The organism is Pseudomonas sp. LBUM1676 (genome assembly GCF_059695605.1).
Map to the genome: position 1 here is coordinate 2,658,436 of NZ_CP166777.1, position 22,432 is coordinate 2,680,867.

Annotated in this window: 24 protein-coding genes and 1 pseudogene; 8 read left to right on the forward strand and 17 right to left on the reverse strand. The window is 61.1% G+C overall.

Annotated features, from left to right (window positions below; translation table 11 throughout):
• Positions 1 to 40: 40 nt before the first annotated feature.
• Both ACA041_RS12480 and ACA041_RS12485 read right to left on the reverse strand, forming a co-directional pair.
• Positions 41 to 1,225, reverse strand: coding sequence for an acetyl-CoA C-acyltransferase family protein (locus ACA041_RS12480; RefSeq protein ID WP_497441377.1), 1,185 nt, complete (start codon positions 1,223 to 1,225; stop codon positions 41 to 43).
• Between the two features lie 206 nt (positions 1,226 to 1,431).
• Positions 1,432 to 1,689, reverse strand: a complete 258-nt coding sequence (locus tag ACA041_RS12485) for a DUF2790 domain-containing protein (protein WP_497441378.1) — start codon at positions 1,687 to 1,689, stop codon at positions 1,432 to 1,434.
• Positions 1,690 to 2,024: 335 nt separating this feature from the next.
• On the opposite strand from ACA041_RS12485, the gene ACA041_RS12490 reads away from it, so the two are divergent.
• Positions 2,025 to 2,246: a hypothetical protein gene (locus ACA041_RS12490; protein ID WP_497441379.1), complete on the forward strand. Its 222-nt coding sequence runs from the start codon at positions 2,025 to 2,027 to the stop codon at positions 2,244 to 2,246.
• 3 nt (positions 2,247 to 2,249) lie between these two features.
• Here the strand turns inward: ACA041_RS12490 and ACA041_RS12495 are convergent, their stop codons facing one another.
• Positions 2,250 to 3,155 (reverse strand): LysR substrate-binding domain-containing protein, encoded by a 906-nt coding sequence (locus tag ACA041_RS12495; RefSeq protein ID WP_497441380.1) that lies wholly within the window; start codon positions 3,153 to 3,155, stop codon positions 2,250 to 2,252.
• A gap of 165 nt (positions 3,156 to 3,320) precedes the next feature.
• Here ACA041_RS12495 and ACA041_RS12500 point away from each other — a divergent pair, with 165 nt between their 5' ends.
• The gene (locus ACA041_RS12500; protein WP_497441381.1) at positions 3,321 to 4,622 is read left to right on the forward strand and encodes an NAD(P)/FAD-dependent oxidoreductase; all 1,302 of its coding nucleotides are present in this window, start codon (positions 3,321 to 3,323) and stop codon (positions 4,620 to 4,622) included.
• A 54-nt stretch (positions 4,623 to 4,676) separates the two neighbouring features.
• Positions 4,677 to 5,765: a polyamine ABC transporter substrate-binding protein gene (locus tag ACA041_RS12505; protein WP_497441382.1), complete on the forward strand. Its 1,089-nt coding sequence runs from the start codon at positions 4,677 to 4,679 to the stop codon at positions 5,763 to 5,765.
• A 185-nt stretch (positions 5,766 to 5,950) separates the two neighbouring features.
• On the opposite strand, the gene ACA041_RS12510 is transcribed toward ACA041_RS12505, so the two are convergent.
• The 7 genes from ACA041_RS12510 to chrA all read right to left on the reverse strand — a co-directional run bounded on the left by ACA041_RS12510 (position 5,951) and on the right by chrA (position 11,825).
• Positions 5,951 to 7,153 (reverse strand): NAD(P)/FAD-dependent oxidoreductase, encoded by a 1,203-nt coding sequence (locus ACA041_RS12510; RefSeq protein WP_497441383.1) that lies wholly within the window; start codon positions 7,151 to 7,153, stop codon positions 5,951 to 5,953.
• A 206-nt stretch (positions 7,154 to 7,359) separates the two neighbouring features.
• Positions 7,360 to 7,731: a response regulator transcription factor gene (locus ACA041_RS12515; RefSeq protein ID WP_497441384.1), complete on the reverse strand. Its 372-nt coding sequence runs from the start codon at positions 7,729 to 7,731 to the stop codon at positions 7,360 to 7,362.
• Positions 7,732 to 7,831: 100 nt separating this feature from the next.
• A complete protein-coding gene (locus tag ACA041_RS12520) occupies positions 7,832 to 8,650 on the reverse strand; it encodes a LuxR C-terminal-related transcriptional regulator (protein WP_497442062.1) in 819 nt (272 codons plus the stop codon).
• A gap of 329 nt (positions 8,651 to 8,979) precedes the next feature.
• Complete coding sequence (locus ACA041_RS12525) at positions 8,980 to 9,384, reverse strand: hypothetical protein (RefSeq protein WP_497441385.1); 405 nt, start codon at positions 9,382 to 9,384, stop codon at positions 8,980 to 8,982.
• Between the two features lie 182 nt (positions 9,385 to 9,566).
• Positions 9,567 to 10,061: a DUF6644 family protein gene (locus ACA041_RS12530; protein ID WP_497441386.1), complete on the reverse strand. Its 495-nt coding sequence runs from the start codon at positions 10,059 to 10,061 to the stop codon at positions 9,567 to 9,569.
• Positions 10,061 to 10,411 carry a DUF6152 family protein gene (locus ACA041_RS12535; RefSeq protein ID WP_497441387.1) on the reverse strand — a complete coding sequence of 117 codons (351 nt, stop codon included), beginning with the start codon at positions 10,409 to 10,411 and terminating at the stop codon, positions 10,061 to 10,063. The genes ACA041_RS12530 and ACA041_RS12535 overlap by 1 nt, the downstream gene beginning before the upstream one ends.
• A gap of 214 nt (positions 10,412 to 10,625) precedes the next feature.
• Complete coding sequence (chrA, locus tag ACA041_RS12540; protein ID WP_497441388.1) at positions 10,626 to 11,825, reverse strand: chromate efflux transporter; 1,200 nt, start codon at positions 11,823 to 11,825, stop codon at positions 10,626 to 10,628.
• A gap of 222 nt (positions 11,826 to 12,047) precedes the next feature.
• Between chrA and ACA041_RS12545 the strand changes: the two genes are divergently transcribed.
• Genes ACA041_RS12545 through ACA041_RS12555 form a run of 3 tightly spaced genes read left to right on the forward strand, consistent with a single transcriptional unit; the run spans position 12,048 to position 15,043 of the window.
• The gene (locus tag ACA041_RS12545) at positions 12,048 to 13,019 is read left to right on the forward strand and encodes a Bug family tripartite tricarboxylate transporter substrate binding protein (RefSeq protein WP_497441389.1); all 972 of its coding nucleotides are present in this window, start codon (positions 12,048 to 12,050) and stop codon (positions 13,017 to 13,019) included.
• Entirely contained in the window at positions 13,016 to 13,510 is a 495-nt protein-coding gene (locus ACA041_RS12550) for a tripartite tricarboxylate transporter TctB family protein (protein WP_497441390.1), read from the forward strand. Before ACA041_RS12545 ends, ACA041_RS12550 begins: the two co-directional genes overlap by 4 nt.
• A 24-nt stretch (positions 13,511 to 13,534) precedes the next feature.
• Positions 13,535 to 15,043: a tripartite tricarboxylate transporter permease gene (locus tag ACA041_RS12555; protein WP_497441391.1), complete on the forward strand. Its 1,509-nt coding sequence runs from the start codon at positions 13,535 to 13,537 to the stop codon at positions 15,041 to 15,043.
• Positions 15,044 to 15,069: 26 nt separating this feature from the next.
• Here the strand turns inward: ACA041_RS12555 and phnE are convergent, their stop codons facing one another.
• From phnE to ACA041_RS12580, 5 genes are all read right to left on the reverse strand, one after another.
• Positions 15,070 to 15,837 carry a phosphonate ABC transporter, permease protein PhnE gene (gene phnE, locus ACA041_RS12560; RefSeq protein WP_497441392.1) on the reverse strand — a complete coding sequence of 256 codons (768 nt, stop codon included), beginning with the start codon at positions 15,835 to 15,837 and terminating at the stop codon, positions 15,070 to 15,072.
• Positions 15,834 to 16,661 carry a PhnE/PtxC family ABC transporter permease gene (locus tag ACA041_RS12565; RefSeq protein ID WP_497441393.1) on the reverse strand — a complete coding sequence of 276 codons (828 nt, stop codon included), beginning with the start codon at positions 16,659 to 16,661 and terminating at the stop codon, positions 15,834 to 15,836. Before ACA041_RS12565 ends, phnE begins: the two co-directional genes overlap by 4 nt.
• Positions 16,655 to 17,452, reverse strand: a complete 798-nt coding sequence (locus ACA041_RS12570) for a phosphonate ABC transporter ATP-binding protein (RefSeq protein WP_497441394.1) — start codon at positions 17,450 to 17,452, stop codon at positions 16,655 to 16,657. Before ACA041_RS12570 ends, ACA041_RS12565 begins: the two co-directional genes overlap by 7 nt.
• Entirely contained in the window at positions 17,449 to 18,300 is an 852-nt protein-coding gene (locus tag ACA041_RS12575) for a putative selenate ABC transporter substrate-binding protein (protein WP_497441395.1), read from the reverse strand. Before ACA041_RS12575 ends, ACA041_RS12570 begins: the two co-directional genes overlap by 4 nt.
• A gap of 182 nt (positions 18,301 to 18,482) precedes the next feature.
• Positions 18,483 to 19,013, reverse strand: coding sequence for a glyoxalase superfamily protein (locus tag ACA041_RS12580; protein ID WP_497441396.1), 531 nt, complete (start codon positions 19,011 to 19,013; stop codon positions 18,483 to 18,485).
• 370 nt (positions 19,014 to 19,383) lie between these two features.
• Here ACA041_RS12580 and ACA041_RS12585 point away from each other — a divergent pair, with 370 nt between their 5' ends.
• Positions 19,384 to 20,382, forward strand: coding sequence for a bile acid:sodium symporter family protein (locus ACA041_RS12585; RefSeq protein ID WP_497441397.1), 999 nt, complete (start codon positions 19,384 to 19,386; stop codon positions 20,380 to 20,382).
• A gap of 200 nt (positions 20,383 to 20,582) precedes the next feature.
• Here the strand turns inward: ACA041_RS12585 and msrA are convergent, their stop codons facing one another.
• Positions 20,583 to 21,089, reverse strand: coding sequence for a peptide-methionine (S)-S-oxide reductase MsrA (gene msrA / locus ACA041_RS12590; RefSeq protein WP_497441398.1), 507 nt, complete (start codon positions 21,087 to 21,089; stop codon positions 20,583 to 20,585).
• A 606-nt stretch (positions 21,090 to 21,695) separates the two neighbouring features.
• Between msrA and ACA041_RS12595 the strand changes: the two genes are divergently transcribed.
• The gene (locus tag ACA041_RS12595) at positions 21,696 to 22,274 is read left to right on the forward strand and encodes a nucleotidyltransferase family protein (protein ID WP_497441399.1); all 579 of its coding nucleotides are present in this window, start codon (positions 21,696 to 21,698) and stop codon (positions 22,272 to 22,274) included.
• A 44-nt stretch (positions 22,275 to 22,318) separates the two neighbouring features.
• Here the strand turns inward: ACA041_RS12595 and ACA041_RS12600 are convergent.
• Positions 22,319 to 22,399: pseudogene (locus tag ACA041_RS12600) on the reverse strand (nuclear transport factor 2 family protein); the annotation flags it as partial.
• Between the last annotated feature and the right edge of the window lie 33 nt (positions 22,400 to 22,432).

Here is a 22,432-nt window from a genome sequence, read left to right on the forward strand (position 1 = left end):
CCGCAGAACGGGGACAGGAGAGTCATGCAGGGGAGGGCCGTCAGACGCGTTCGAACAACACGGCGATGCCCTGGCCGCCGCCAATGCACATGGTCGCCAGGGCATAACGCCCCTGAACACGGAGCAGCTCATGAATGGCCTTGGTGGCGATAATCGCACCGGTGGCGCCCACCGGATGGCCCAGGGAAATCCCCGAACCGTTGGGGTTGACCTTCTCTGGATCGAAGCCCAGTTCTTGCGCCACCGCACAGGCCTGGGCGGCGAAGGCCTCGTTCGACTCGATGACATCCAGGTCGGCAACGGTCAGGCCGGCGCGTTTGAGCACCAGACGCGTGGCGGGAATCGGGCCCAGACCCATCAGTTCCGGTTCGACACCGGCGTGGGCGTACCCGACCAGTCGCACCATCGGCTTGAGGCCTTGCGCACGCACCATTTCACCGGTCGCCAGGATCAGCGCACCGGCGCCATCATTGAGGCCTGAGGCATTGCCGGCGGTGACGCTGCCGTCTTTTTTGAAGGCCGGTTTCATCTTGCCCAATTGTTCGGCGTTGACCTCGGCGCGCACATGTTCGTCAGTGGCAAAGGACACCGTGCCTTTGCGCGTCGCCACGTCGATCGGCACGATCTGCTCGACAAATCGGCCTTCGGCAATGGCTCGGGCGGCCCGTTGCTGGCTGACCAGCGCCAGTTCATCCTGGGCCTGGCGAGTAATGCCGTAACGCTCGGCGATATTTTCCGCGGTGATGCCCATGTGGAAACCGGCAAAGGGGTCTTGCAGGACGCCGAGCATGTAGTCGATGGCCTGCATATCGCCCATGCGTGCGCCCCAGCGTGCCTGCGGCAACAGGTAGGCGCCGCGGCTCATGGACTCGACGCCGCCGGCCAGCGCGGCCCCGGCATCCCCCAGCATCAGGCTCTGCGCGGCACTGACAATCGCCTGCAAACCGGAACCGCAGAGGCGGTTGACGTTGAACGCCGGCGTCTCTTTCGGCAGCCCGGCATTCATCGCCACGGCTCGGGAGATATAGGCATCGCGCGCTTCCGTCGGGATCACATGCCCCATCACGGCGTGACCGATGTGCTCGGGCGCCAGACCCGAACGTTCGATGGCTGCGCGGCAAACGTCGGTGGCCAGCTGGATGGGTGGTACATCCTTGAGCGAGCCGCCAAAGCTGCCAATGGCCGAGCGCACGGCGCTGATAACAAAAATATCGGATGGGTTCATGGTGGTTCTCCTTGATCAGCCCCGGGTTCTCTTGAGCTTGAGTATTTTTATCGGGGTGAGTCTAGATTCGGCCATGCTCTGCGCCTATGCCGGAACTGCTCAAAGGGGCTGGTGTTTTTTGCCATTTTAGTTGAGGTTTCAGGTTCGACCTCTGGACAGCCAATGGCACCAGTGCAGCCCGACCATCCGTAAGTACCGTGGCCCGATCAATGATCATCGATGCAACCCAGGCCATGCACCCTGTAATCCAGTACATGCTCCCGACCCTGGTGGTCGAGGTATGTGAAGCGTGCGGGGACGATGCCGCACGCTTGCGAGATGTCGGTGCTGGACAGCTCTTTGGCAACGTCCAGGTGGACGAAGAAACCGGTCTTGTCGTGGATGACCGGTGTGTCGGTCTGGGTATCGGCGAACGCCGGAGCAGTGGCTAGGAGGGCGGTCAAACCGAGGGCTGGGATTTTCATGATGATTCCCTCTGTTCATGGGGTGATCGGCTGACAGAGGGTGGCCTGGCAGTGAGTCGGGTAAAACAGGGGACCCGGACAGCCGATCAACAGTTGAATGACCATTTTCTAATGAATCCGCGCCGGGATTACGGTGGGCGACCAGCGGTTTCGGGCAGCTCTTCGATCCGCGCACCGGTCTGTGAGCTCGACCACGGGCGCTGTTGGATGAAGAGCAGCTTGTGCCCCTGATTGTCACAGGCGGGGGGATAAATGAGCCCAATGCCGTACGTCGGAAACGATGAACGGCCATCCATGAAAAACTTCCAAAAGACGTCACTACCGGGAGTTTGGCCATGAATGATGATCGCAAGCAGGAAGCCCTCGACGCCTGGTATCAGCTCCTCAAAGAGCCCGAGATCCGGATGGACGCTGAGGAGCAATACGACGAGTTGCTCAAGGCTGCCGATGAGATGGAACGCACAGGGCTCATCAACGGCGCTGAGTGGCGTCGGCTGGTGCGCGAGGCGGGCGGTGCTTTTGCCAATGCGACTGAAGGGCTGGGGCGCGGCACCTAGGGATCATGCCTTGCACGGTGTAGGCAGTTCTGCCTGCAGGGCGAACCATTGCATGATCAGCGAGCACGCCGGATGCGAGGCCGCCGAAGGTTGCAGGTTCAACGCATAGATCCCGCGGGTCTTCAGCGGGTGGCCGAAGGGTATGACCAGTACACCACGTTCAATGGACTCGCCGGCGAGGGTCATGTCAGTCATCGCGACCCCAAGTCCCCGCGCCGCGGCATCGAGCGCCAGCTCGTCGAGGTTGAACGGGATGTGCCGGTAATCCTCCAGCGACTTGCCACCGTTGGCTGCCAGCCATTGCACCCAGTCATGCTTGTCCGCCGAACGATGCAACAGCGGGAAACCCACCAGATCCAGCACCGACTGCAACGGCCGGGTCGCGCTGCCCAGGCCCGGAGCGCACACCGGCACCAGGGCCTCTTCGAACAGGGTCAGGCAATCCAGGTCGCTGGAGGGTTCGGGCAGATAGAGGATGTAGGCGTCGCTATCGATTGCCGGTTCCACCACTTCAGTCGCCACGGTTTCGATCGACAGCGAAACGTCCGGATGACTTCGATAGAACTCGCTCAACTTCGGCAGCAACCAGCGCACCGCCAGCGACACATGCATGCGGATGCGGAAAGGACGTTTCTGCGGGGTAAGCCGATCCTCGAGGGTTTTCAGTTGCGCCAGGACAGTGCGCGCAGTGGCCAGCACCTGTTCGCCTTCCGGGGTCAGTCGGACATTACGGCTGTTCCTCACGAACATGGGTAAGCCGAAGTGACTCTCCAGCTGCTGGATTTTTCGACTCACTGCACTTTGGGTCAGGCACAGCGTTTGCGCCGCCTGGGTGAAGCTGCCTGTGTCGGAGACCTCGATCAGCGCCTGCAAGGCCTGGAGCGAAGGAACGTGGCGAATTTTATCCATGCGTTTTCTGAATGGCTCGATGATTTTATAACGTTGGTTGTATTACCCAAGGCCTTATAGATTATAGCTCTAGCTACCGCCATCTCAAACTACTGATGCGATTGTTGCATGAGGTGGTGCTTTCAAAAGAGACGCTCGCAGAACGACGGTCCAATGAGGTGATGCATGGAAAATGAATGTGGCTGGATTGCGCAAGCTGGAAACTCTCCGGACCGCGCTCGCCTGAACGGCACGCAAAAGGCCGACTGGCTGGTTATCGGTGCCGGCATCACCGGCCTGTGCGCCGCTCATTCCCTGGCAGAGATGCATCCTCAGGCACGCATCGTGGTGGTCGACCGGCAGCGCGCGGCGCAGGGGGCTTCGGCGCGCAATTCAGGCTTCGTGGTCGGCCATGAACACCCGACCGATGACGAGCTGACCGGCCGCCGGGGTTTTGCTGATTTTGCAGTGGATACCGAGATTTCGCGGGTCGCCAGCGCGGAAGTACGCCAGCGCATAGTCCGGCATGGCATCGAGTGCGATTTTCGCGATTCGGGTTATTACTTCGCCGTCAGCGACCCGGGCAAACTGACCCATGTCGAGGCCAAGCTGCAAACACTCCGCGCGGTCGGCGCCAGCGCGCAGTTCCTGGAGGGTGATGCGCTGAGCGACAAGCTCGGAACCCGGCATTACCAGGCCGCGATCTGGTGCGGCAACGGCAACGCATTGCTGCAACCGGCGAAGTATGTGAAGGGCCTGCTGGATACGCTGCCGGACAGCGTCACTCTCTACGAGAACACCGACATCACGGGCCTGGAGCGTTTGAGCAACGGTGGCCTGCGCGCCAACGCTGTAAACGCGAGCATCGAAGCGAAGCAGGTGCTCGTCTGCCTGAACGCGTTCATCCCCCGCGCCGGGATCGCGGACAGCGGCACCTTTGCGATGGAACTCAGTGCCAGCCTCACGCGGCCGCTCACTGACGAGGAGTTCAGCGCCATGGGCAAGGTCGCGCCGTGGGGCGTGCTTTCCACCCGACCCCTCGGGGCCACGGTGCGCCTGACTCCGGACCGTCGGGTGATGATCCGCAACACGGCGGAATACCGTTCCCGGGACTTGTCCGACAGTGAACTGCTGCAGCGTCGCAAACACCATGTGCTCGGCTTGCAGCGCCGTTTTCCGTGGCTGAACGAGCAGGACATCCAATACACCTGGACCGGGCACTTGAGCGCCTCACGCTCTGGCCAGCCTTACTTTGCCAAGGTCGAAGAAGGCGTTTATGCCGTGGCCGGCTGCAACGGTTCCGGCGTCGCGCGCGGCACCCTGTGGGGACGTTTGCTCGCCGAGCTGGCATCGGGTGCCAGCTCGCCGATCCTGACGTCGGTCATGCACAGGGCACAGCCGGGCTGGCTGCCGCCGCGCCCCTTGCTCGACATCGGTGCCATGCTGCGAATGCGCGTGGAGGCGGTCAGGGCCCGAACGGAAGTCTAGAAAACCCGGCAATCAGAAAACAATAAAAGCTCATCAACAACCAGGTGATTGAACATGCGCATCAACAATATTCCGCTGATGGTCGTGCTGACCACGATGTCCGCCGCCAGCTACGCCGATCAGGTCGTCAACATTTCCAACTGGAATGGCTATATCGCCGACGACAGCCTGACCACGTTCACCCGGGAAACCGGAATCAAGGCTACCTACGACATCCATGACAGCAATGAAGTGCTGGAATCGAAGTTGATGACCGGCAACACCGGCTATGACGTGGTGAGCCCTTCGAACCATTTCCTGTCCCGATTGATCAAGGCCGGCGCGGTACAGAAGCTCGATAGAAGCCAGTTGCCCAACTGGAAAAACCTTGACCCGGCCCTGATGAAAAAACTCGAGGTCAATGATCCGGGCAACCAGTATGGCTACCCCTACATGTGGGGCACCGCGGGTATCGGCTACAACGTCGAGAAGATCAAGGCGATCTTCGGCAACACCGAAGTCACCCGCTCCTGGAATCTGTTCTTTGATGAAAACAACATCAAGAAGCTGAGCCAGTGCGGCGTGGCGATTATCGATAACCCCACGCAGATCCTGCCGATCACCCTCAATTACCTGGGCCTGCCGCCCCACAGCCACGAACCTGCGGATTATAAGAAAGCCGAACAGGCGCTGCTGAAAATCAGGCCTTACGTGCAGTATTTCCACGCCTCCAAATACATCAGCGACCTGGCGAACGGTAACGTCTGCGCGGTCATCGGTTTCAATGGTGACGTGGTGCAGGCGGCGGCCAGCGCGAAGGAAGCCAACAACGGCATCGACATCGCCTATTCGATTCCTGACGAAGGATCGACGTTGTGGTTCGACATGGTGGTCATGCCCAAGAGTGCACCGCACGAGAAGAATGGCTACGCCTACATGAATTACCTGCTGACGCCGCAGGTTATCGCCAACATCAGCAACAGCGTGCACTACGCCAACCCCAACCTGGCGGCGGATCAGTATGTTGCTCCAGCCGTGAAGCAGGACCTGGCGATCTACCCGCCGAGCGGTGTGCTGGACAAGTTGTTTACCGTGGAGGAACTGCCTGCGGCCATCGCACGGTTGAGTACCCGGTTGTGGACCAAGCTGAAAACCAATACCTGATACTGAGTGACCCCTGCAAAAAAAACGCCCGCCAGAAAAACGAGTGGCGGGCGTTTGGGAAGTGCCGGCTCAGCAAGGAGATAGAGCTGGCCGGGGAAAGGAACCGGGCGTGGGATCACCCCGTGCCCGCTGCCCGGGAAGTTGTCGAGATGCGCTCGATCAACTCAGGCAGGGGCGAGCCGGGTTCATGCCACTGGAATCAGCGGGTCGGCCGCCGCCAGCGCCGTCGCTCGGTCGGCTGCCGGCGGGTAGATCCATACGGTGTTGATCTGGGTCTTGAGTTCCTTGGCTTCCTGCTTGACCAGTTTCAACTGACGATCCCAGCCTTCGGTAAACACCGCGCCCCAGGCGCCGAGGTCCAGGCACGTCACGTACTTGGGCTGGCTGTAGGTCATCGGCGCCACGCCGAGCAGGTCGGCCGCCACGTTATTGCCGGCGTAACGGCCCAGGCAGATGGCGTGCTGGCAGGACATCGCCGCGAAATTGCCCACCGTGTCGGTGGCGGCATAGGCCACGTCGCCCGTGGCGAAAATGTCGGTTTGTCCCAGCACCTTCAAGTGACCGTCGACATGCAAGCGCCCTTGAGGATCCCGGGTTCCGGCGACTTGCTCGGTCAGCGGACTGGCGCGAAACCCGACCGTCCAGATCACGGTGCTGGCTTCGATACGCTGACCGTCAGCGAGCGTGACGCCACTGGCATCCACCGAGGCGACTGTCGCATTGAGTACCCATTCGATCCCCAGGTGCTCGCTGGCTTCGACGATGGCGGGGCGAATACCGTCGCCCATGGATGCGGCGATTTGCGGTCCGCGGTCGACGACAATGACCCTGATGTCTGCGTCGTCACCCAGCGCGGCAAGCAGGCGGGCCGGCATTTCGGTGGCCGTTTCGATACCGGTGAAGCCGCCACCGGCCACCACGACGGTGTTGCGGGCGGCACTGGCAGGCTGGTTCTTCAGCGATTTGATGTGGGCTTCCAGGAGGGTGGCCGTTTCAATCTGATCGACATCGAATGCGTGTTCGATCATGCCTTCAAGGGCAGGACGAATGAGACGACTGCCGGCGGCCAGGACCAGCCGGTCATACTTCAATTGGCCCCGGGTGCCGAGCGCGTCGCTGTAGACAACCCGTTTGTTTTGCACATCGATGTCGTCAGCCGAGCCTTGTACGAATTTCACCCCCACCGCGTCGAACAACTCGGCCAGCGGCGCCATCATCTTATGAACATCGGGCTCGTAGAACCGGGGTCTGATTCTCAATTCCGCCTGGGGGGCCAGGACGGTGATCCGGACGTCATTGCGATCATGCTGGTCCAACAGACGGGCCGCGCTCAAGGCACTCCAAACGCCACCGAATCCTGCACCAACAATCAATATGTGCTGTGTCATGGTTTTCTCCAGAAGACAAAATCGAGAACGATGAGTGAGGACCCATCGGGCGCGTTCAAGTTTGTTTCACTCTGGGGAAATGATATTCAGGCACACAGGTCGCGACACTTCTACCTGGGGTTGGTGCAGGCATGTTCAAGTGTTAGTGGGCTATACCAAAGTATTAAAAAGCAGTGGTTATAAAGTGTATCTGGATAAGCAAATCATCAGCGCAGTGCCAGGAAGGCTTCGATACAGGCGATCAACTCGCCGCAATGAAACGGCTTGGGGAAAAACGCGATGGGGACCAGTGTTTGCGTATTGAGGTGCAGTGGTGGACCAGGATTGCCGGTGATGAAGATCACCGGAATGCGCAGACCCATCGCTGATAAGGCTTCATACATCCGGATGCCGCAGAGGCCGGGCATTTGTATGTCGCAAATCAGGCAGTGAGTCGCTGCGGGGCCGGAGGAGCAGAGAAACTCTTCGGCACCCGCGTAAGTACGGACGGTATAACCATTGGAGCGTAATAAACTGTCCAGTGCGAGCCGAACGGATTCATCGTCGTCAACAATGGAAATAATAACGGTGCGGAACATGTTGATACCCTGGATGATAGCGGGCTGCCATCAATCACCCGCTACTCTTGCAAGATACGCTGTCCGTTAATTCCGCATAGTATACGTGGGTATAGCGCCTCTATATTGAACGGCTGCTACTGAGTGCTTCGGCCATTCGAACCAGATCGGCGAAGGAGCGCGCACACATTTTGCGCATGGCCTGGCCGCGATGGATTTTCACCGTTATCTCGCTCAAGCCTATCTGCCCGGCAATCTGCTTGTTCATCAGCCCCGACGCCGCCAGTGCCATCACGGTTTTCTCCCGTGCGGTGAGTGTTGCGTAACGACTACGCAACTCATCAGTGCTGCGTTGGGCTTCACGGCGCGCCCTGTCGCGGACGTGCGCGGCGGACACGGCGTCGATCAAGTCCTGTTCGCGAAAGGGCTTGGATAAAAAGTCGATCGCGCCGGCTTTCATGGCGCGCACGGTCATGGCGATGTCGCCGTGACCGGTCATGAATACAACCGGCAGGTTGATGTTGGCCGCCGCCAGGTCCATCTGAAAGTCCAGCCCGCTGGTGCCTTGCAACCGCACGTCGAGCACCAGGCAACTGGGGATGTCGGGGCGGTTGTGCTTCATGAAGTCGGTGACCGAACGGCAGATGGCGAGGCCCATGCCCATGCCGTTTTCCTTGGTAGTGAAGAACGGATCGAACAGTGAGGGCAGGACATCCGCCGCGATCCCCGGACCCTGGTCGGCCACTTCCAGCACCGCCTTGCTGTTTTCCACCCACGTGCGCACCTGCAGTCTGCGGTCTTGCACAGGCGTTGCTTGCATCGCCTGGCAAGCGTTGATGATCAAATTAATGATGACTTGCTGCAGCTGCACGCGATCGGCGCTGATCTGCGCCGTGAGCCCGCTCAGATCGACCTTGGGGATGATCTTGTGTTGCTCCATTTCGCGCTGCACCAGGCTCAGCGTCGCGATGACGATGTCATCGAGCGACTCGGCCTGGCGTAACGGATCGCACCGGCGTGACAGCGCCCTGAGCCGCCCGATCACATCGCTGGCCCGGCACGAACTGGCGATGATCCGATCCAGGGACTGGCGCGCTTCTTCTCATTCGCTCATGCACTCCTCGACAGGGCAACCCGGTAACGGTGACAAATCCTAAAAGCAATGCTTGTCAGCCGACAGGACAAAAAACCCTGAATTAACGCCAGGCCCCCTCGCCACAGAAGCGGGGGGGCTGGAACTTTTTCTTCGGGGCGCGAACCCTTGCGCAGTCAGCGGCAAGCCAGGCAGAAGTAAGGCATGACCTCGGAGCTGGAGTCGTAGCCATAGCCGCCGTCGGCGACGCGGTTCTCGATCAGTCGGTCAGAACCGCCTTCCGCCACTCGAGTACCCCGTAGCGGGTTGTAACCGGCAACGCGGCGCTCGATCAGGCGGTCGGAGCCATCGGCGGCGAGTTGTCTTTCCTTGAGTCGATCGGCGCCCCCTTCGGCGACGTGATCAGGTGCGGGTTTGTCAGGAGCCTGTTGTACCAGCGGTGCAACGGCATCCCGATCGCCGCCCGCTCCGCTGCCGCCTTTGGCAGATCCGGCGCCGGCCTCATCTGCCAGTGCAATCGCCGAGATAAAAGCGCTGGCTGCGAACACCGCAATGCCTAACGCCAGGTTGGGGGTTTTCATGATGTTCACCTTATTCCTTCAGGGGATGATTCAAGCAACAACCAGGCAGGCATAAATGCAGTCTGTTCCAGCCCTGTCGTTCGATGCCGTCATTTTAATTGGCTCAAAAATCCCGTCACTTATGCGAAGGTTGTCCCGGTGAACATCCAGGTATTAGCGTCTCATCCTTAGGTATGAGCGGCTCAGGTGTACGCCAGCAGTCGACCGCAGAGGATCACACTGACCCATAGCGCAATCGAAAACAGCGCCTGGGTTTTCGCGATTCCAGGCGCCGCCACGGCGGTGTTCCATCGCTGGACAGAGCGGTAGACACCGACGTGGAAGAGGGTTGCATTGACGCCCGCGGTAGCGATCAGGCACAGCTTCAGGATAAACACGCCGTTGGAGGCGAAATCATGGGGATGGGCTGAAAACATCATCAGGCCGGCAGGCACGATCAACAGCAAGGCGGCAATCGACCAGGTCAGGAGGTGGCGAGCCAGGGCCGTCACCGCAATATCTTTCGACAGGCCGAGCACCCGTAGATCGAACATCACCACAGAGCCGACCAGCACGGTGAAACCAATGATGTGAACCACCTCGACCAGCGGATACAGCCACAGGTCGCCGCGCATGGCGGACCCCAGCTGCGAGTCATTCAACCAGTCCAGCCAGCCGCTGCCATCAATGGTCTGCATCAGCGCAGCTCGGTGGTCTTGTCGCCGACCGTGATGCGTTCGGCGCGCAGTTCCTCAGGTTTATTGCGGTTCTGATAGCCGACCACAGTGGCCTGGTTGCCCACACTCAGCATGTCCCGGGACAGGCCGCGATTCTCCATGCGCGAGGGCGGTGCGAGCACGACGTTCCAGGTCTTGTCCGCTGTCTTGAGGCGTACGAAACCGTGAGGATGGGAGTAGCCGGATTCTTCTATGGTGCCGTTGAGCTCCAGGGGTTTGCTGGAGTCGTATTCACTCCAGCCGTGATGGGCGTATGCCGCCGTTGCAGCCAGTAAGAGTGACAACCCAATGCTGCCGAGCATGCCTTTCATGACAAATCTCCTGTTGCAGATCATTGATCAACTTGGGTCTGATGCATTTGGTTGAGGGTTGCAGCGCAGATGGTTTTTAGAATAGCTCGGCATTGTTCCCAGCGGTACGCCGGTGATCCATGTAGGAGCTGGCTTGTCGGATCGCCGCAGCGCAGCGAAGTCGGCCTCAAGCCTTGCAGCGCCCCTGCAGACGCCTTCGCCGGCAAGCCGGCTCCTACAATAGCCAGCCCGCGATCCCGCAGCCGATAACCACCAGCCAGGGCGGGAGTTTCCAGAACATCAACGCCACCAGGGCGACCAGCGCCAGGGCGAAGTCTTGCGCCTGGAAAATGGCACTGGTCCAGACCGGCTGATACAGCGCAGCCAGCAGCAGGCCGACCACCGCCGCGTTCACCCCGGCCAGCGCGGCCTGCGTGCGCGCACTGCGACGCAGTCGCTCCCAGAAAGGCAAGGCGCCGATAATCAACAGAAAGGACGGCGCGAAGATCGCCAGCAGGCAGAGCATGCCGCCGAACCAGCCCGATGGGGCCTGGTTCATCGACGCGCCGAGGAACGCGGCGAAGGTGAACAAGGGGCCCGGTACTGCCTGCGCGGCGCCATACCCGGCGAGGAAGGCATCATTGCCGACCCAACCGGAGGGCACCACTTCGGCCTGCAGCAGTGGCAGAACGACGTGACCGCCACCGAATACCAGCGATCCGGCCCGGTAGAAGGCGTCCACCATCGCTACGCTTTGATTTGCCAGCAGTTGATTCAACAAGGGCAGCCCGACCAGCAATGCCAGGAACAACCCGAGCCAGATCGCTCCGGCCCGGCGGCTGATCGTGACCGGCAGTGGATCGTGCCCGGTACTCGGCCCGGGCTTTACCAGCAAAACGCCGGCAACGGCCGCCGCGGCGGCAATCACGCTGACCTGCCCCCAGGCGGACGGTTCGAGCAGGGCGACGCAGGCCGCAATCGCCATCAGCGTAACGCGCAGCACGTCAGTGCACAGGTTTCGTGCCATGCCCCATACCGCTTGCGCGACGACTGCGACGGCCACCACTTTGAGCCCGTGCAGTGCGCCGGGGGAGATTGCCGTGCCGTCATGGGCAATGCCCAGGGCGAACAGGATCAGAGCAATGGCCGAAGGCAGCGTGAAGCCGGCCCAGGCGGCCAGCGCGCCGCCGTATCCGGCCCGGGACATCCCCAGCGCGATGCCAACCTGGCTGCTCGCCGGCCCCGGCAGGAATTGGCAGAGCGCCACCAGATCCGCATAGCTGCCTTCGCTCAACCAGCGCCGACGCGTGACGAATTCATCGCGAAAGTAACCCAGGTGCGCAATCGGGCCGCCGAAAGAGGTCAGCCCTAGGCGCAAGAAAATCAGAAACACCGACCACGCACTGCTGCGGTCATCGGCACGAGCGTTGGCCATGTATTCGCCTTCCTGGTGAACGGGTCCGGTTCAATCATCCAAAGACCATAGCGAGTTTCGATGATCTGAAAAAGCGTCCTCTTCAAAGCGACTCATCGTTGCAGGCCATCGTCCCGAGCATGGCCTACGCTTATCCGCAGGCCAAGATGCATTGAACAGGGAAGGCTCCCTGATCGACGTGCAACCGGCAACTATAAAAACAATGCAATCGGGAGACCACTCATGTCCGCTTTGTTCCGTCGATTCAATCGCTACATTGCAGCAGGAATCACCGCCGTCGCGCTCGCGACACCGGCCTTTGCGCTGGACACGGTCAAGTTCATGGCCCCAGGCTCCGTGGGCGGTGGTTATGACCAGACCGCACGGGTGCTGGGCAAGGCCCTGGTCGAGGCCAAAGCGGCAAAATCCACCACCTTCGAGAACAAGGGCGGGGCAGGGGGGACCCTGGGGCTGGCGCAATTCGCCAACAGCACCAAAGGCGACCCGAATGCGCTGCTGGTCGTCGGCGCGATCATGGTCACGGCCATTGAACAGAACAAGCCGCAAATCAGCTTGAAGGACGTGACACCGATTGCCCGGTTGTTTACCGAATACAACGTGCTCGCCGTACGCAAGGAGTCCGAATTCAAGACCCTGGAGGACTTGCTCAAAGCCTTTAAAGACAAGCCGACCAGTATCGCCTGGGGCGGTGGTTCCAAGGGCTCGATCGATCACATCGGCATTGCCGAGCTGGCCGGCAAAATGGGGGTCCCGGTCAACAAGGTGAACTACGTCGCCTTCGCCGGTGGCGGTGAAGTCGTTGCCCAGGCATTGGGTGGCCAGATCAAGGTGATCACCGGCGGCTATGCCGAACTCGGTCAATACATCAGAAACGGCCAGTTCCGTGTGCTCGCCATCGGCGCGCCCGAGCGTGTCGCCGGCATCGATGCGCCGACGCTCAAGGAGAGTGGCTACGACGTGACGATCGGCAACTGGCGTGGCGTTTACGGCGCAGCAGGCCTCACGCCCGAGCAGCGCAAGGAAGTGACCGACGCGGTCGTCGCCGCCACCAACAGCACAGTCTGGAAAGAAAATATCGAAACCAACAAATGGTCACCCAACGTCCTGACCGGCGATGAGTTTGGCAAATTCGTCGACGAAGAGCACGTGCGGCTGCGGGCGATGCTGGTCGAAGTCGGGCTGGTTGCGAAATGACTCAGCCTCGCACGGTAGTACCGACGCAACTGGCGATTGGCATCGGCGTGATTGCCATCAGCGCCGTGCTGGCGTTCGGCGCGCATCGGTTTCCCCCCGAAATGGGCTTCGTCATCCTCGGGGCGCACGTCTATCCCTATGCCGTGGCGGCATTTCTCGGCGCCGTGGGCCTGTTGCTGAGCTATCAAGCGGTCACCGGAGGCTTTCGCGAACTGGCCGACGACAACCATGAGGCCACCGGCGTCATACCCGGCGGCATGGCCGGTGCGGCCTGGGTGACGGCGGGGCTGCTGGGAGTGGCCTTGCTGATCAACCTCATTGGCTTCGTATTGGCGGCCGCGTTGTTGTTTGCCTGTTCGGCACGGGGGTTTGGCAGCCGCCGTCCGGTGCGCGATCTCGCCATCGGCATGGCCCTGACCCTGCCGATTTACTGGCTGTTCAACGCCGGGCTAGGGGTTTCCCTTCCGCCCCTTGTCAACGCCTGGATCTGAATCGGGCCGAAGGAGATCGATACGGTGGACATTCTCGCAAGCCTGGCGATGGGGTTTTCCTCGGCACTGACGCCGATCAACTTGATGTGGGGCTTTATCGGTTGCTTGTTGGGCACCGCGATTGGTGTCCTGCCGGGAATCGGGCCGGCACTGACCGTGGCCTTGCTGCTGCCGATCACCGCCAAGGTCGATCCCACCGGGGCCTTGATCATGTTTGCCGGCATCTACTACGGGGCGCAATTCGGTGGTTCGACCACGTCCATCCTGCTCAATACCCCGGGTGAGTCGTCTTCCATGGTCACGGCCCTGGAAGGCAATCTCATGGCGCGCAACGGTCGGGCCGGACCGGCCCTGGCGACGGCGGCGATCGGCTCATTCGTGGCGGGCACCATCGCCACGGTCATGCTGACCCTGTTTGCCCCCATCGTCGCCAAACTCGCGCTCAAGTTTGGTCCTGCGGAGTACTTCGCTATCCTGGTGCTGTCGTTCACGACCGTGTCCGCAGTGCTGGGGGCTTCGATGCTGCGAGGCTTCGCTTCATTGGGGATCGGGCTCACCGTGGGCTTGATCGGCCTCGACTCGACTTCGGGTATCGCCCGCTACACCTTGGGCGTGCCCGAGCTAGTGGACGGCATCGAGGTGGTGCTCGTGGCGGTCGGCCTGTTTGCCGTGGGGGAGGCCTTGTACAGCCTGCTCTATCAAAAAGAAGCCGCCGTCGGCCGACACCGGTTGACCTCGTTGTGGATGACCCGCTCCGACTGGAAGCGCTCGGTCCCCGCCTGGCTGCGGGGAACGCTGATCGGCTTCCCCTTCGGCTCGATCCCGGCCGGTGGCGCTGAAATCCCGACCTTCCTGTCCTATTCGACCGAACGCAAACTCAGCAAATACCCGAAAGAATTTGCCGCCAGCAAAGGCGAGGGCGCCATCGAAGGTGTCGCCGGCCCCGAAGCGGCCAACAACGCGAGCGCGACCGGTTCTCTGGTGCCGCTGCTGACCCTCGGCATACCCACCTCCGCCACCGCGGCGATACTCTTGGCCGCGTTCCAGAACTACAACCTGCAACCGGGACCGATGCTCTTCGAGACCTCGGGGGCCCTGGTCTGGACTTTGGTGGCTTCGCTGTACATCGGCAACGTCATCCTGCTGGTGTTGAACCTGCCGCTGGTGGGCCTCTGGGTGAAGCTGTTGCAGATCCCCCGGCCGTACCTGAACGCCGGCATCCTGGTGTTTGCCACCATCGGCGTGTACGGCATGCGCCACTCTTCCTTCGATCTGTTGCTGATGCTGGCGATCGGTTGGGGCGGGGTTTTGATGCGTCGCTTCGACTTCCCCGTGGCCCCGGTGATCGTCGGCATGCTGCTGGGGCCGATGGCTGAAAAGCAATTGCGCAACGCCTTGTCCATCAGCGAGGGAGACTGGATGGTGTTTCTGACGCAACCGATATCCGCCGCACTCCTGGCGCTGACCTTGTTGGTGCTGCTGGTGCCTCATCTGCTGCATGCGCGGGGCATCAAGTTGCATGAGGATGATTGAGGCGGTCGTGGTGACGGGACTCGCGGTCAGGCCTTGACCCAGCGTTGACGGCTCCAGCTGCTTAATGCATCGACGGCGAATACCAGTAACAGCATGGCCAGGATGACCGTGCTGGCCTGAGCTTCCTGGAACAGGCTGAGGCTGACATAGAGCATTTGCCCCAAACCGCCTGCGCCGACGAAGCCGAGCACACTGGCCATACGGATATTGTTTTCCCAGCGGTACAGGATGTAGGCCAGCAGCTGTGGCAACAGGTTGGGCAGGGTGCCATAACAGAACGCCGATACGGCATTGCCGCCCTGCAGGCGGATGGCTTCGGCCGGTTGCGGCGGGGTGTTTTCCAGCGCTTCGGCGAACAGCCGGCCGAGCACGCCGGTGGTATGCAGGGCCAATGCCAGGGTGCCGGCATTGGGCCCGAGCCCGGCGGCAAGCACCATCAGCGCCGCCCACACCAGCTCCGGAACCGCGCGCAAAGCGTTGAGCACAAGCCGTGAAGCACTCTGCAGCGGCCAGCCAAAACGTCCGGCGGCGGGCAATGCCAGGAGCAGGCCGAGTACCGCCGCAAGCAGGGTGCCCAGGGCGGACATGGCAATGGTTTCCAGGGCGCCGTGGCCGATGGCTTGCAAGTGCCCCGGGCTCAGGTCCGGACTGAGAAAACGCAGCGCATAAGCGCCCATCCGGTCCAGGTTGCCGGTGGCGCCGAGTTCGCCGAGATCGATGCCCAGGTAAATGAACGAGGCGACGATGGCTGCGCCGATGCACAGCACCAATAGCAGGTTCAGCAGGCGATTCATGCCAGCCTCCAGCGCAGCAGGCGGCTGAGTTGATCGGCGAGCAGCACCAGGACGAGGAAGGTCAGTAACAGACTGGCGACTTCACCGCCGGCGAACATGCGCAACGACAGATCCATTTGCTGGCCGAGACCGCCGGCACCGACGAAGCCCATCACCACCGAGGCGCGGATGGCGCATTCCCAGCGATACACCGTGTACGACAGCAGCTCCGCAGCGACGTTGGGCAGGATCCCGTAGCAAAAGGCCGCGAGCCGACCGCTGCCGGCTTGCAACAGCGCGTGGGCGGGACGCTGGTCGACCGACTCGAAAATCTCCGCGTAGACCTTGCCCAGCATGCCGCTGTAGGTAATGGCAATGGCCAGGACGCCGGCCGTCGGGCCGAGGCCGACGGCGCGCACGAACAGCAGGGCCCAGACGATTTCCGGCACGCTGCGCAGGAAGATCAGTAAACCGCGTACGGGCCAGCGCAGCAGCCGACCCCAGACGCCCGGTCGCCCGGCACGGGAGGCAGCCGACAGCGACAGGGCCCGACTGGCGAGCAGGCTGGCGGGAACGGCCAACAGCAACGCCAGGGCCATGCCGGCCGTGGCGATGGCCAGGGTCTGCAGGGTGGCTTGCAATAGCAGTTCAATGAATTCCTCGCCATGGGCTGGCGGCCAGAAGGCTGCTACGAACTTGCCGATTTCGCTCTGACTGTCACTGGCGACCAGTACGCTCAGGTCCAACTCGCTGAAGTGGATGCCCGGCCACAGCAGGACAAGGGCCAGCAGAGTGAGCAGCAGACGGGGGCGGGCGGCGGGGTCTCGGGTATCGCGCGTCAGCATCGGGGTATCTGCACACTCAAGGGTGGCGCAGGAACCGGCGAGTCTTGCAGCTGTTCGTTGGCGTAGAGGGTGTCGAGCAGCTCGCGGCCGACGGCGTCGGCCGGCAGGTCAAACAGGATCTGTCCATCGCGCAGGCCGATGATTCGTGAAAAGTGCGCCAGGGCCAGCTCCACCGCATGCAGGCTGGCGACCAGGGTGACGTTGTGCTCCCGGGCATGGCGGCACAGCACTGACAGCGTATGTTCGGCCAACACCGGGTCCATGGCCGATACCGGCTCATCGGCCAGCAACACCTCGGGCGCCTGATACAACACCCGGGCGATGCCTACGCGCTGCAGCTGTCCGCCGGACAGTTGCTGGCATTGGGCGAACAATTTGTCGCCCAGGTCCAGCCTGGCCAAGGCCGCGCGTGCGCCCGGAATATCCAGCGGGTGCAGCAGGTTCAGCAGGCTCTTGCCCAGGCCCCACTGCCCCAGCTTTCCGGCCAGGACCGCGGTGACCACGCGCTGGCGCGGCGGCAGGGGCGGTGCTTGATGGATCAGTCCGATGCGCGCGCGCAGACGCTGACGCTGCCGGGCAGACAGCTGCCAGGCGCGCTCGCCGAGCACTTGCAGTTCACCGTTGCCCGGTCTTAAGGCCGTGGCCAGCAGGTTGAGCAGGCTCGACTTGCCCGCTCCGGACGGGCCGATGATGGCGACCTGCTCGCTGGCGCCGATGTGCAAGTCCACGCCACGCAGCGCCTGGACGCCGTTGGCGTGGGTGAGGCTGACCCGGGTCAGATGCAACGTCATTTGAGCAGGTCGGCGGCGCGTGCGGCTTCCTCGATGCCCTTGTAGTTTTCAGGGCTGGTTTCGATGAATCGGCTGGCGGCCTGCAGGTCCAGAATCTCCTTGTCCTTGGGCTTGGCCGGATCGAGCGCCAGGAAGGCGGCCTTGATCTTCGCCGCCAGCGCCGGATCGAGGCTACCGCGGACCGTCCAGTTGTAGTCGAAGTAGGCGGGGGTGGTGGCAAACACTTTGACCTTGGTGGTGTCGACCTTGCCGGCGGCGACCAGTTTTTCCCATACGCTGGCGTTCAGTACACCGGCGTCGACCTTGCCGGCCTGGACCCAGGCGACGGTGGCGTCATGGGCACCGGAGTAGCCCACTCGACTGAACCAGGTTTCCGGCTTGATGCCGTCTTTAAGCATGAAATAACGCGGCATGAGGCTGCCCGAAGTCGAAGACACCGAGCCAAATGCAAAGGTCTTGCCCTTCAGATCGGCCAGCGACTTGACGGCAGGGTCGGCGCTGATGAATTTGCTGGTGAATTGAGCGTCCTGTTCGCGCTGTACCAGCGGGATCGCGTTGCCGGTTTTCAGGCGAGCCTGAACGAAGGTGAAGCCGCCCAGCCAGGCCAGGTCGATGCGGTCGGTGGCCAGCGCCTCGACCACGGCCGGATAGTCGCTCACGGGCACGAACTCGACCTTCATGCCCAGTTGCTGCTCAAGATAGGCGCCAAGCGGCTTGAACTTGCGCAGCAGTTCGGTAGGCGCCTCATCGGGAATCGCGCTGACCTTGAGCGTATCGGCGGCCTGCGCCAGCAGGTTGCAACATGCCAGGATCAAGCCGGCGGCCAATGCCAGGGGTCGTTTGAGCATGAAAGTTCTCCGGTCCATTAACGCAAGAATGTCGAGGCGCCCGGCACTCGTTGATTGCTGCAGGGCGCTTGGTGAGGGTAGACGAAACACAGCGATATTGACCGCTTTAGCGGTTTGGAAGATGTCGCGAAGGGTGACATCGAGCCAAGGCGTACCGGGCGTGCCCGGTGCGCCACGCAGGGTCAGCTTTGGCAGAAGCGAATCCGGTTACCGAAAGGGTCATGGACTTCCAGGACTTGGCCCCAACCCTGCTGGACAATGTCCGGACGTCCGTAGCCGTAGCGTTTGGACAGTAACTCATCGCGAAGCCGTTCGATATTTTGCATCGGCACAAATACCGTCGATCCCGGGCTCGCATCGCCATGATGTTCGGACAGATGGAGTTGCAGGCCGTCCCGGCTGATCCCCAGGTACAGCGGCAGATCCGCTTCGAACCGGTGCTCGAACTCAACGCTGAAGCCCAGGAAATCCAGGTAGAACTCCCGCGCCTTGGTTTCGTCGAACATCCGCAATATTGGAATGGGTTTGTCGAACGTGATCGCGGGCCGGGTGTTTTCCTGGACAAGCATCGCTGACGCGGTGTTCCAGTCCTTGTAGCCCAGTTGCTGCGCTACCAGCTCCAGCGCGGTGGAGTGGGGCACTGCTTGATTGCGCGTCTCCAGCGAGGCACGCAGCCGCTTGGCCATCTGTTTGGCTTGATCGATTGAAAACATCGTTGCTCCTGTAGCCGAGGCTTTTTGGTGCTCGCGTTGCCAAATCCCGACCGTCAAGAGATACGACATGATGTGGGGAAAGAACAGATGCTTTCACCTTTCCCTGCGGGAGCGAGCGGCGGGCAGCATCGGCCTGCGCCGATCATACATAGCCGCTGCCGAGTGCGGAAGTTCTTCGCGGGATTTCGTCACTGTGACGGGTGTTCGAGTTCTCAGGATCAGGTTTCGGATGGGTCGGCAGGACGCCCGGTCGTAAACATAGTTTCCGTGTTGTCCTTTTGGCGGCATCTACTGGCTCATTGGCGTTAGTCGGTCATCGGCAGGCACGTTAGAGTCACTGCATCGTTCCTGGCATTCCCGGATAACACTGATGACTCGCCCTCGTTTCTTGCCCGACAACTTCACCCTGACCCTGATCGGCGTGGTCGTTCTCGCCAGCGTGCTGCCCGCCAGCGGTCAGATCGGGGTCGCCTTTGGCTGGCTGACCAACCTCGCCATTGCCCTGCTGTTTTTCCTGCATGGCGCCAAACTGTCGCGCGAATCGATCATCGCCGGTGCGGGCCATTGGCGTCTGCACTTGCTGGTGTTCAGCCTGACCTTTGTCCTGTTCCCGCTGCTCGGTCTGGCGCTCAAACCCTTGCTGTCGCCGCTGATCGGCAACGATCTGTACATGGGCATGCTCTACCTCTGCGCACTGCCGGCCACCGTGCAGTCGGCGATTGCCTTCACCTCTCTGGCCCGGGGTAACATTCCGGCGGCGATTTGCAGTGCGGCGGCGTCCAGCCTGTTCGGGATCTTCCTTACTCCGCTGCTGGTGACCTTGCTGCTGGATGTGCACGGCGAGGGCGGCTCGACCCTCGATGCGATCCTGAAAATCAGCGTGCAACTGTTGCTGCCGTTCATTGCCGGGCAGATCGCCCGGCGCTGGATCGGCAGCTGGGTGGCGCGCAACAGGAACTGGCTGAAGTACGTGGATCAAAGCTCGATCCTGCTGGTGGTCTACGGTGCGTTCAGTGCGGCGGTGGTCGAAGGCATCTGGCATCAGATTCCGCTGTGGGCGCTGGCCGGGCTGGTGGTCGTTTGCTGCATCTTCCTGGCGCTGGTGCTGCTGATCGCCACCGTGCTGGGCAAAGCCCTTGGCTTCAATCAGGAAGACCGCATCACCATCCTCTTCTGTGGTTCAAAGAAAAGCCTGGCAACCGGTGTGCCGATGGCCCAGGTGCTGTTCGCCGGCAGCACCCTGGGTGTGTTGATATTGCCGCTGATGCTGTTCCACCAGATCCAGCTGATGGTCTGCGCGGTGTTGGCGCAACGCTTTGCCAATCGCTCGGAAACGGTCGCTGAAATGATGGGCCAGGTAGATCCTTGATCGCCAGCGGCCTGCTCAACGGTCGCTCGGCGACCACCCACTGGTATTACGCGCCGCAGTTGCAGCTGCGGCTTCATCAACGCGAGCCGCATGCAGCAAAGCTTCCTGCGGGTCGTTGGTTGCACACCGCTTGAGCTTCGGCGCTATGCACGAACGGAGCCCCCGCGCGGCAAGTGCTGTAGGGCTCGCTGCCAATAGCCTCAGCCGCGTTGCGGCAGCTTCCAGTTCGGCCGGATGAAATGACAGGTGTAGCCGTTGGGATAATGTTCCAGATAGTCCTGATGTTCCGGCTCCGCTTCCCAGAATGGGCCGGCAGGCACCACTTCAGTGACAACCTTGTCGGGCCACAGACCGGAGGCATCAGCGTCGGCCACCGTCTCTTCGGCCACTTGTTTTTGCTGGTCGTCGAGATAGAAGAGGGCAGAGCGGTAGCTGGTACCGATATCGTTGCCCTGACGGTTTTTGGTCGTCGGGTCGTGGATCTGGAAGAAAAACTCGAGGACCTGGCGATAGCTGATCTGCTGCGGATCGAACTCGATCTCGATCGCTTCGGCGTGGGTGCCATGGTTGCGATAGGTGGCATTGTCCACATCGCCGCCGGTGTAGCCCACCCGCGTGGCCAGCACACCCGGTTGGCGCCGGATCAGATCCTGCATGCCCCAGAAGCAACCGCCTGCCAGAATGGCTTTTTCAGTTCGCGTCGTCATGTTGCGGTCCTTCCCCTGAAGTGATTGGCCCTGTGAGCGTACCGGCCGAAATGGTCTCGCCAGGCAGTCGAGTATTCACTTGAGTCCGGGTGAACGTCAATTCGATCCCTCGGGCGGTAGGCGTTAGTATTTTTGCTTCCAGCCGCGCTTTTCGATGAAGGAAATCGGTCTAAAAATCGCGGCCACCGCGTCGAGCTTTTTGCTACTCTGAAGTTGTAGGTGAAGACGCAGACTGATGCGCAAAGCGGATAGCGAGGAAACGTGGGGCGCGTTCCGAAGGGTACACGGTTAGAAAGATCTCCGCGCTGAGATCCAGCCCTTATGCCGTGTGAAGCAGGAGAGCACAAAACTCTTCTGTCAGAAGCCTGATAAACCTTGTAAGCCAGAGACCAGCGCTGGCCACCTACTCAACTTTAACTACCCAAGCCCGCCCTGTGCGGGCTTTTTCATGGGTGTGCCGGATGGGCGTGCTTGCTGATTCATTGGCAAGTACGTGCACCATTAGCGGCCTGTCGAGACGGGTGAAACAACAGCATCCACTCATTCAATAAACGGATTCATGTATCGTCAACTCTCAGGATAGGGATACCCAAAGGGAGATGGCCCATGTTGACCACCGAACGCTTGATCGAAATCGCAATGACCAATCCGGCAAACGACGAAATAGCCCGGCGCTTGCCTGCACTTGGCCTGGACCAATGCATGTTGACCGCAGGCTGCCTGTTCCAGGCGGTCTGGAATCAGCAGGCCGGGCATCCCGCCGCCTGGGGCGTCAAGGACTACGACGTTTTCTACTTTGATGAAGACGTATCCTGGGAGGCGGAGAACGAAGTCATCCAACTCGCGCGCGAGCTCTTTCACGACCTTGAAGTGGATATCGAAATCAAGAATCAGGCACGGGTGCACCTTTGGTACGGCCAGCGGTTCGGCAAACCGTACCCCAGGCTTCAGTCGGCCAGGGATGGGATCGATCGGTATCTGATTGCGGGAACCTGCATCGGGCTGGATGTGCTGACGGGCGAGGTGTATGCGCCTTACGGTTTAAGCGATGTCGAAGAAGGGCTGTTGCGGATCAATCCGCTTCATCCCGAAAGGGATTTATTCGAAGCGAAGGCCCGGAGTTACCAGGCTCGCTGGCCTTGGCTGAAGATCGTTGGCGATGGCGCTGCTGTTGTCTCGAGATAGATAGAGGGACGGGTTTTGAGAACCGTCCCCTCCTTACGCAAAAATTAGAAGCGGAAAGCTTGTCGGCCAACCAGCAGCCATTGGCCTTTCTGTTTCTGCCAGATCTGGAAGTTTTCGATTTCCGTGAAAAAAACGAACTTGCAGGGCGAGCTTTTCTC

Excerpts from the sequence above, each read along its gene's own strand:
- ACA041_RS12480 (WP_497441377.1), bottom strand. The coding sequence starts at position 1,225 with ATGAACCCATCCGATATTTTTGTTATCAGCGCCGTGCGCTCGGCCATT.
- ACA041_RS12485 (WP_497441378.1), bottom strand. The coding sequence starts at position 1,689 with ATGAAAATCCCAGCCCTCGGTTTGACCGCCCTCCTAGCCACTGCTCCG.
- ACA041_RS12490 (WP_497441379.1), top strand. The coding sequence starts at position 2,025 with ATGAATGATGATCGCAAGCAGGAAGCCCTCGACGCCTGGTATCAGCTC.
- ACA041_RS12495 (WP_497441380.1), bottom strand. The coding sequence starts at position 3,155 with ATGGATAAAATTCGCCACGTTCCTTCGCTCCAGGCCTTGCAGGCGCTG.
- ACA041_RS12500 (WP_497441381.1), top strand. The coding sequence starts at position 3,321 with ATGGAAAATGAATGTGGCTGGATTGCGCAAGCTGGAAACTCTCCGGAC.
- ACA041_RS12505 (WP_497441382.1), top strand. The coding sequence starts at position 4,677 with ATGCGCATCAACAATATTCCGCTGATGGTCGTGCTGACCACGATGTCC.
- ACA041_RS12510 (WP_497441383.1), bottom strand. The coding sequence starts at position 7,153 with ATGACACAGCACATATTGATTGTTGGTGCAGGATTCGGTGGCGTTTGG.
- ACA041_RS12515 (WP_497441384.1), bottom strand. The coding sequence starts at position 7,731 with ATGTTCCGCACCGTTATTATTTCCATTGTTGACGACGATGAATCCGTT.
- ACA041_RS12520 (WP_497442062.1), bottom strand. The coding sequence starts at position 8,650 with ATGGAGCAACACAAGATCATCCCCAAGGTCGATCTGAGCGGGCTCACG.
- ACA041_RS12525 (WP_497441385.1), bottom strand. The coding sequence starts at position 9,384 with ATGAAAACCCCCAACCTGGCGTTAGGCATTGCGGTGTTCGCAGCCAGC.
- ACA041_RS12530 (WP_497441386.1), bottom strand. The coding sequence starts at position 10,061 with ATGCAGACCATTGATGGCAGCGGCTGGCTGGACTGGTTGAATGACTCG.
- ACA041_RS12535 (WP_497441387.1), bottom strand. The coding sequence starts at position 10,411 with ATGAAAGGCATGCTCGGCAGCATTGGGTTGTCACTCTTACTGGCTGCA.
- chrA (WP_497441388.1), bottom strand. The coding sequence starts at position 11,825 with ATGGCCAACGCTCGTGCCGATGACCGCAGCAGTGCGTGGTCGGTGTTT.
- ACA041_RS12545 (WP_497441389.1), top strand. The coding sequence starts at position 12,048 with ATGTCCGCTTTGTTCCGTCGATTCAATCGCTACATTGCAGCAGGAATC.
- ACA041_RS12550 (WP_497441390.1), top strand. The coding sequence starts at position 13,016 with ATGACTCAGCCTCGCACGGTAGTACCGACGCAACTGGCGATTGGCATC.
- phnE (WP_497441392.1), bottom strand. The coding sequence starts at position 15,837 with ATGAATCGCCTGCTGAACCTGCTATTGGTGCTGTGCATCGGCGCAGCC.
- ACA041_RS12565 (WP_497441393.1), bottom strand. The coding sequence starts at position 16,661 with ATGCTGACGCGCGATACCCGAGACCCCGCCGCCCGCCCCCGTCTGCTG.
- ACA041_RS12570 (WP_497441394.1), bottom strand. The coding sequence starts at position 17,452 with ATGACGTTGCATCTGACCCGGGTCAGCCTCACCCACGCCAACGGCGTC.
- ACA041_RS12575 (WP_497441395.1), bottom strand. The coding sequence starts at position 18,300 with ATGCTCAAACGACCCCTGGCATTGGCCGCCGGCTTGATCCTGGCATGT.
- ACA041_RS12580 (WP_497441396.1), bottom strand. The coding sequence starts at position 19,013 with ATGTTTTCAATCGATCAAGCCAAACAGATGGCCAAGCGGCTGCGTGCC.
- ACA041_RS12585 (WP_497441397.1), top strand. The coding sequence starts at position 19,384 with ATGACTCGCCCTCGTTTCTTGCCCGACAACTTCACCCTGACCCTGATC.
- msrA (WP_497441398.1), bottom strand. The coding sequence starts at position 21,089 with ATGACGACGCGAACTGAAAAAGCCATTCTGGCAGGCGGTTGCTTCTGG.
- ACA041_RS12595 (WP_497441399.1), top strand. The coding sequence starts at position 21,696 with ATGTTGACCACCGAACGCTTGATCGAAATCGCAATGACCAATCCGGCA.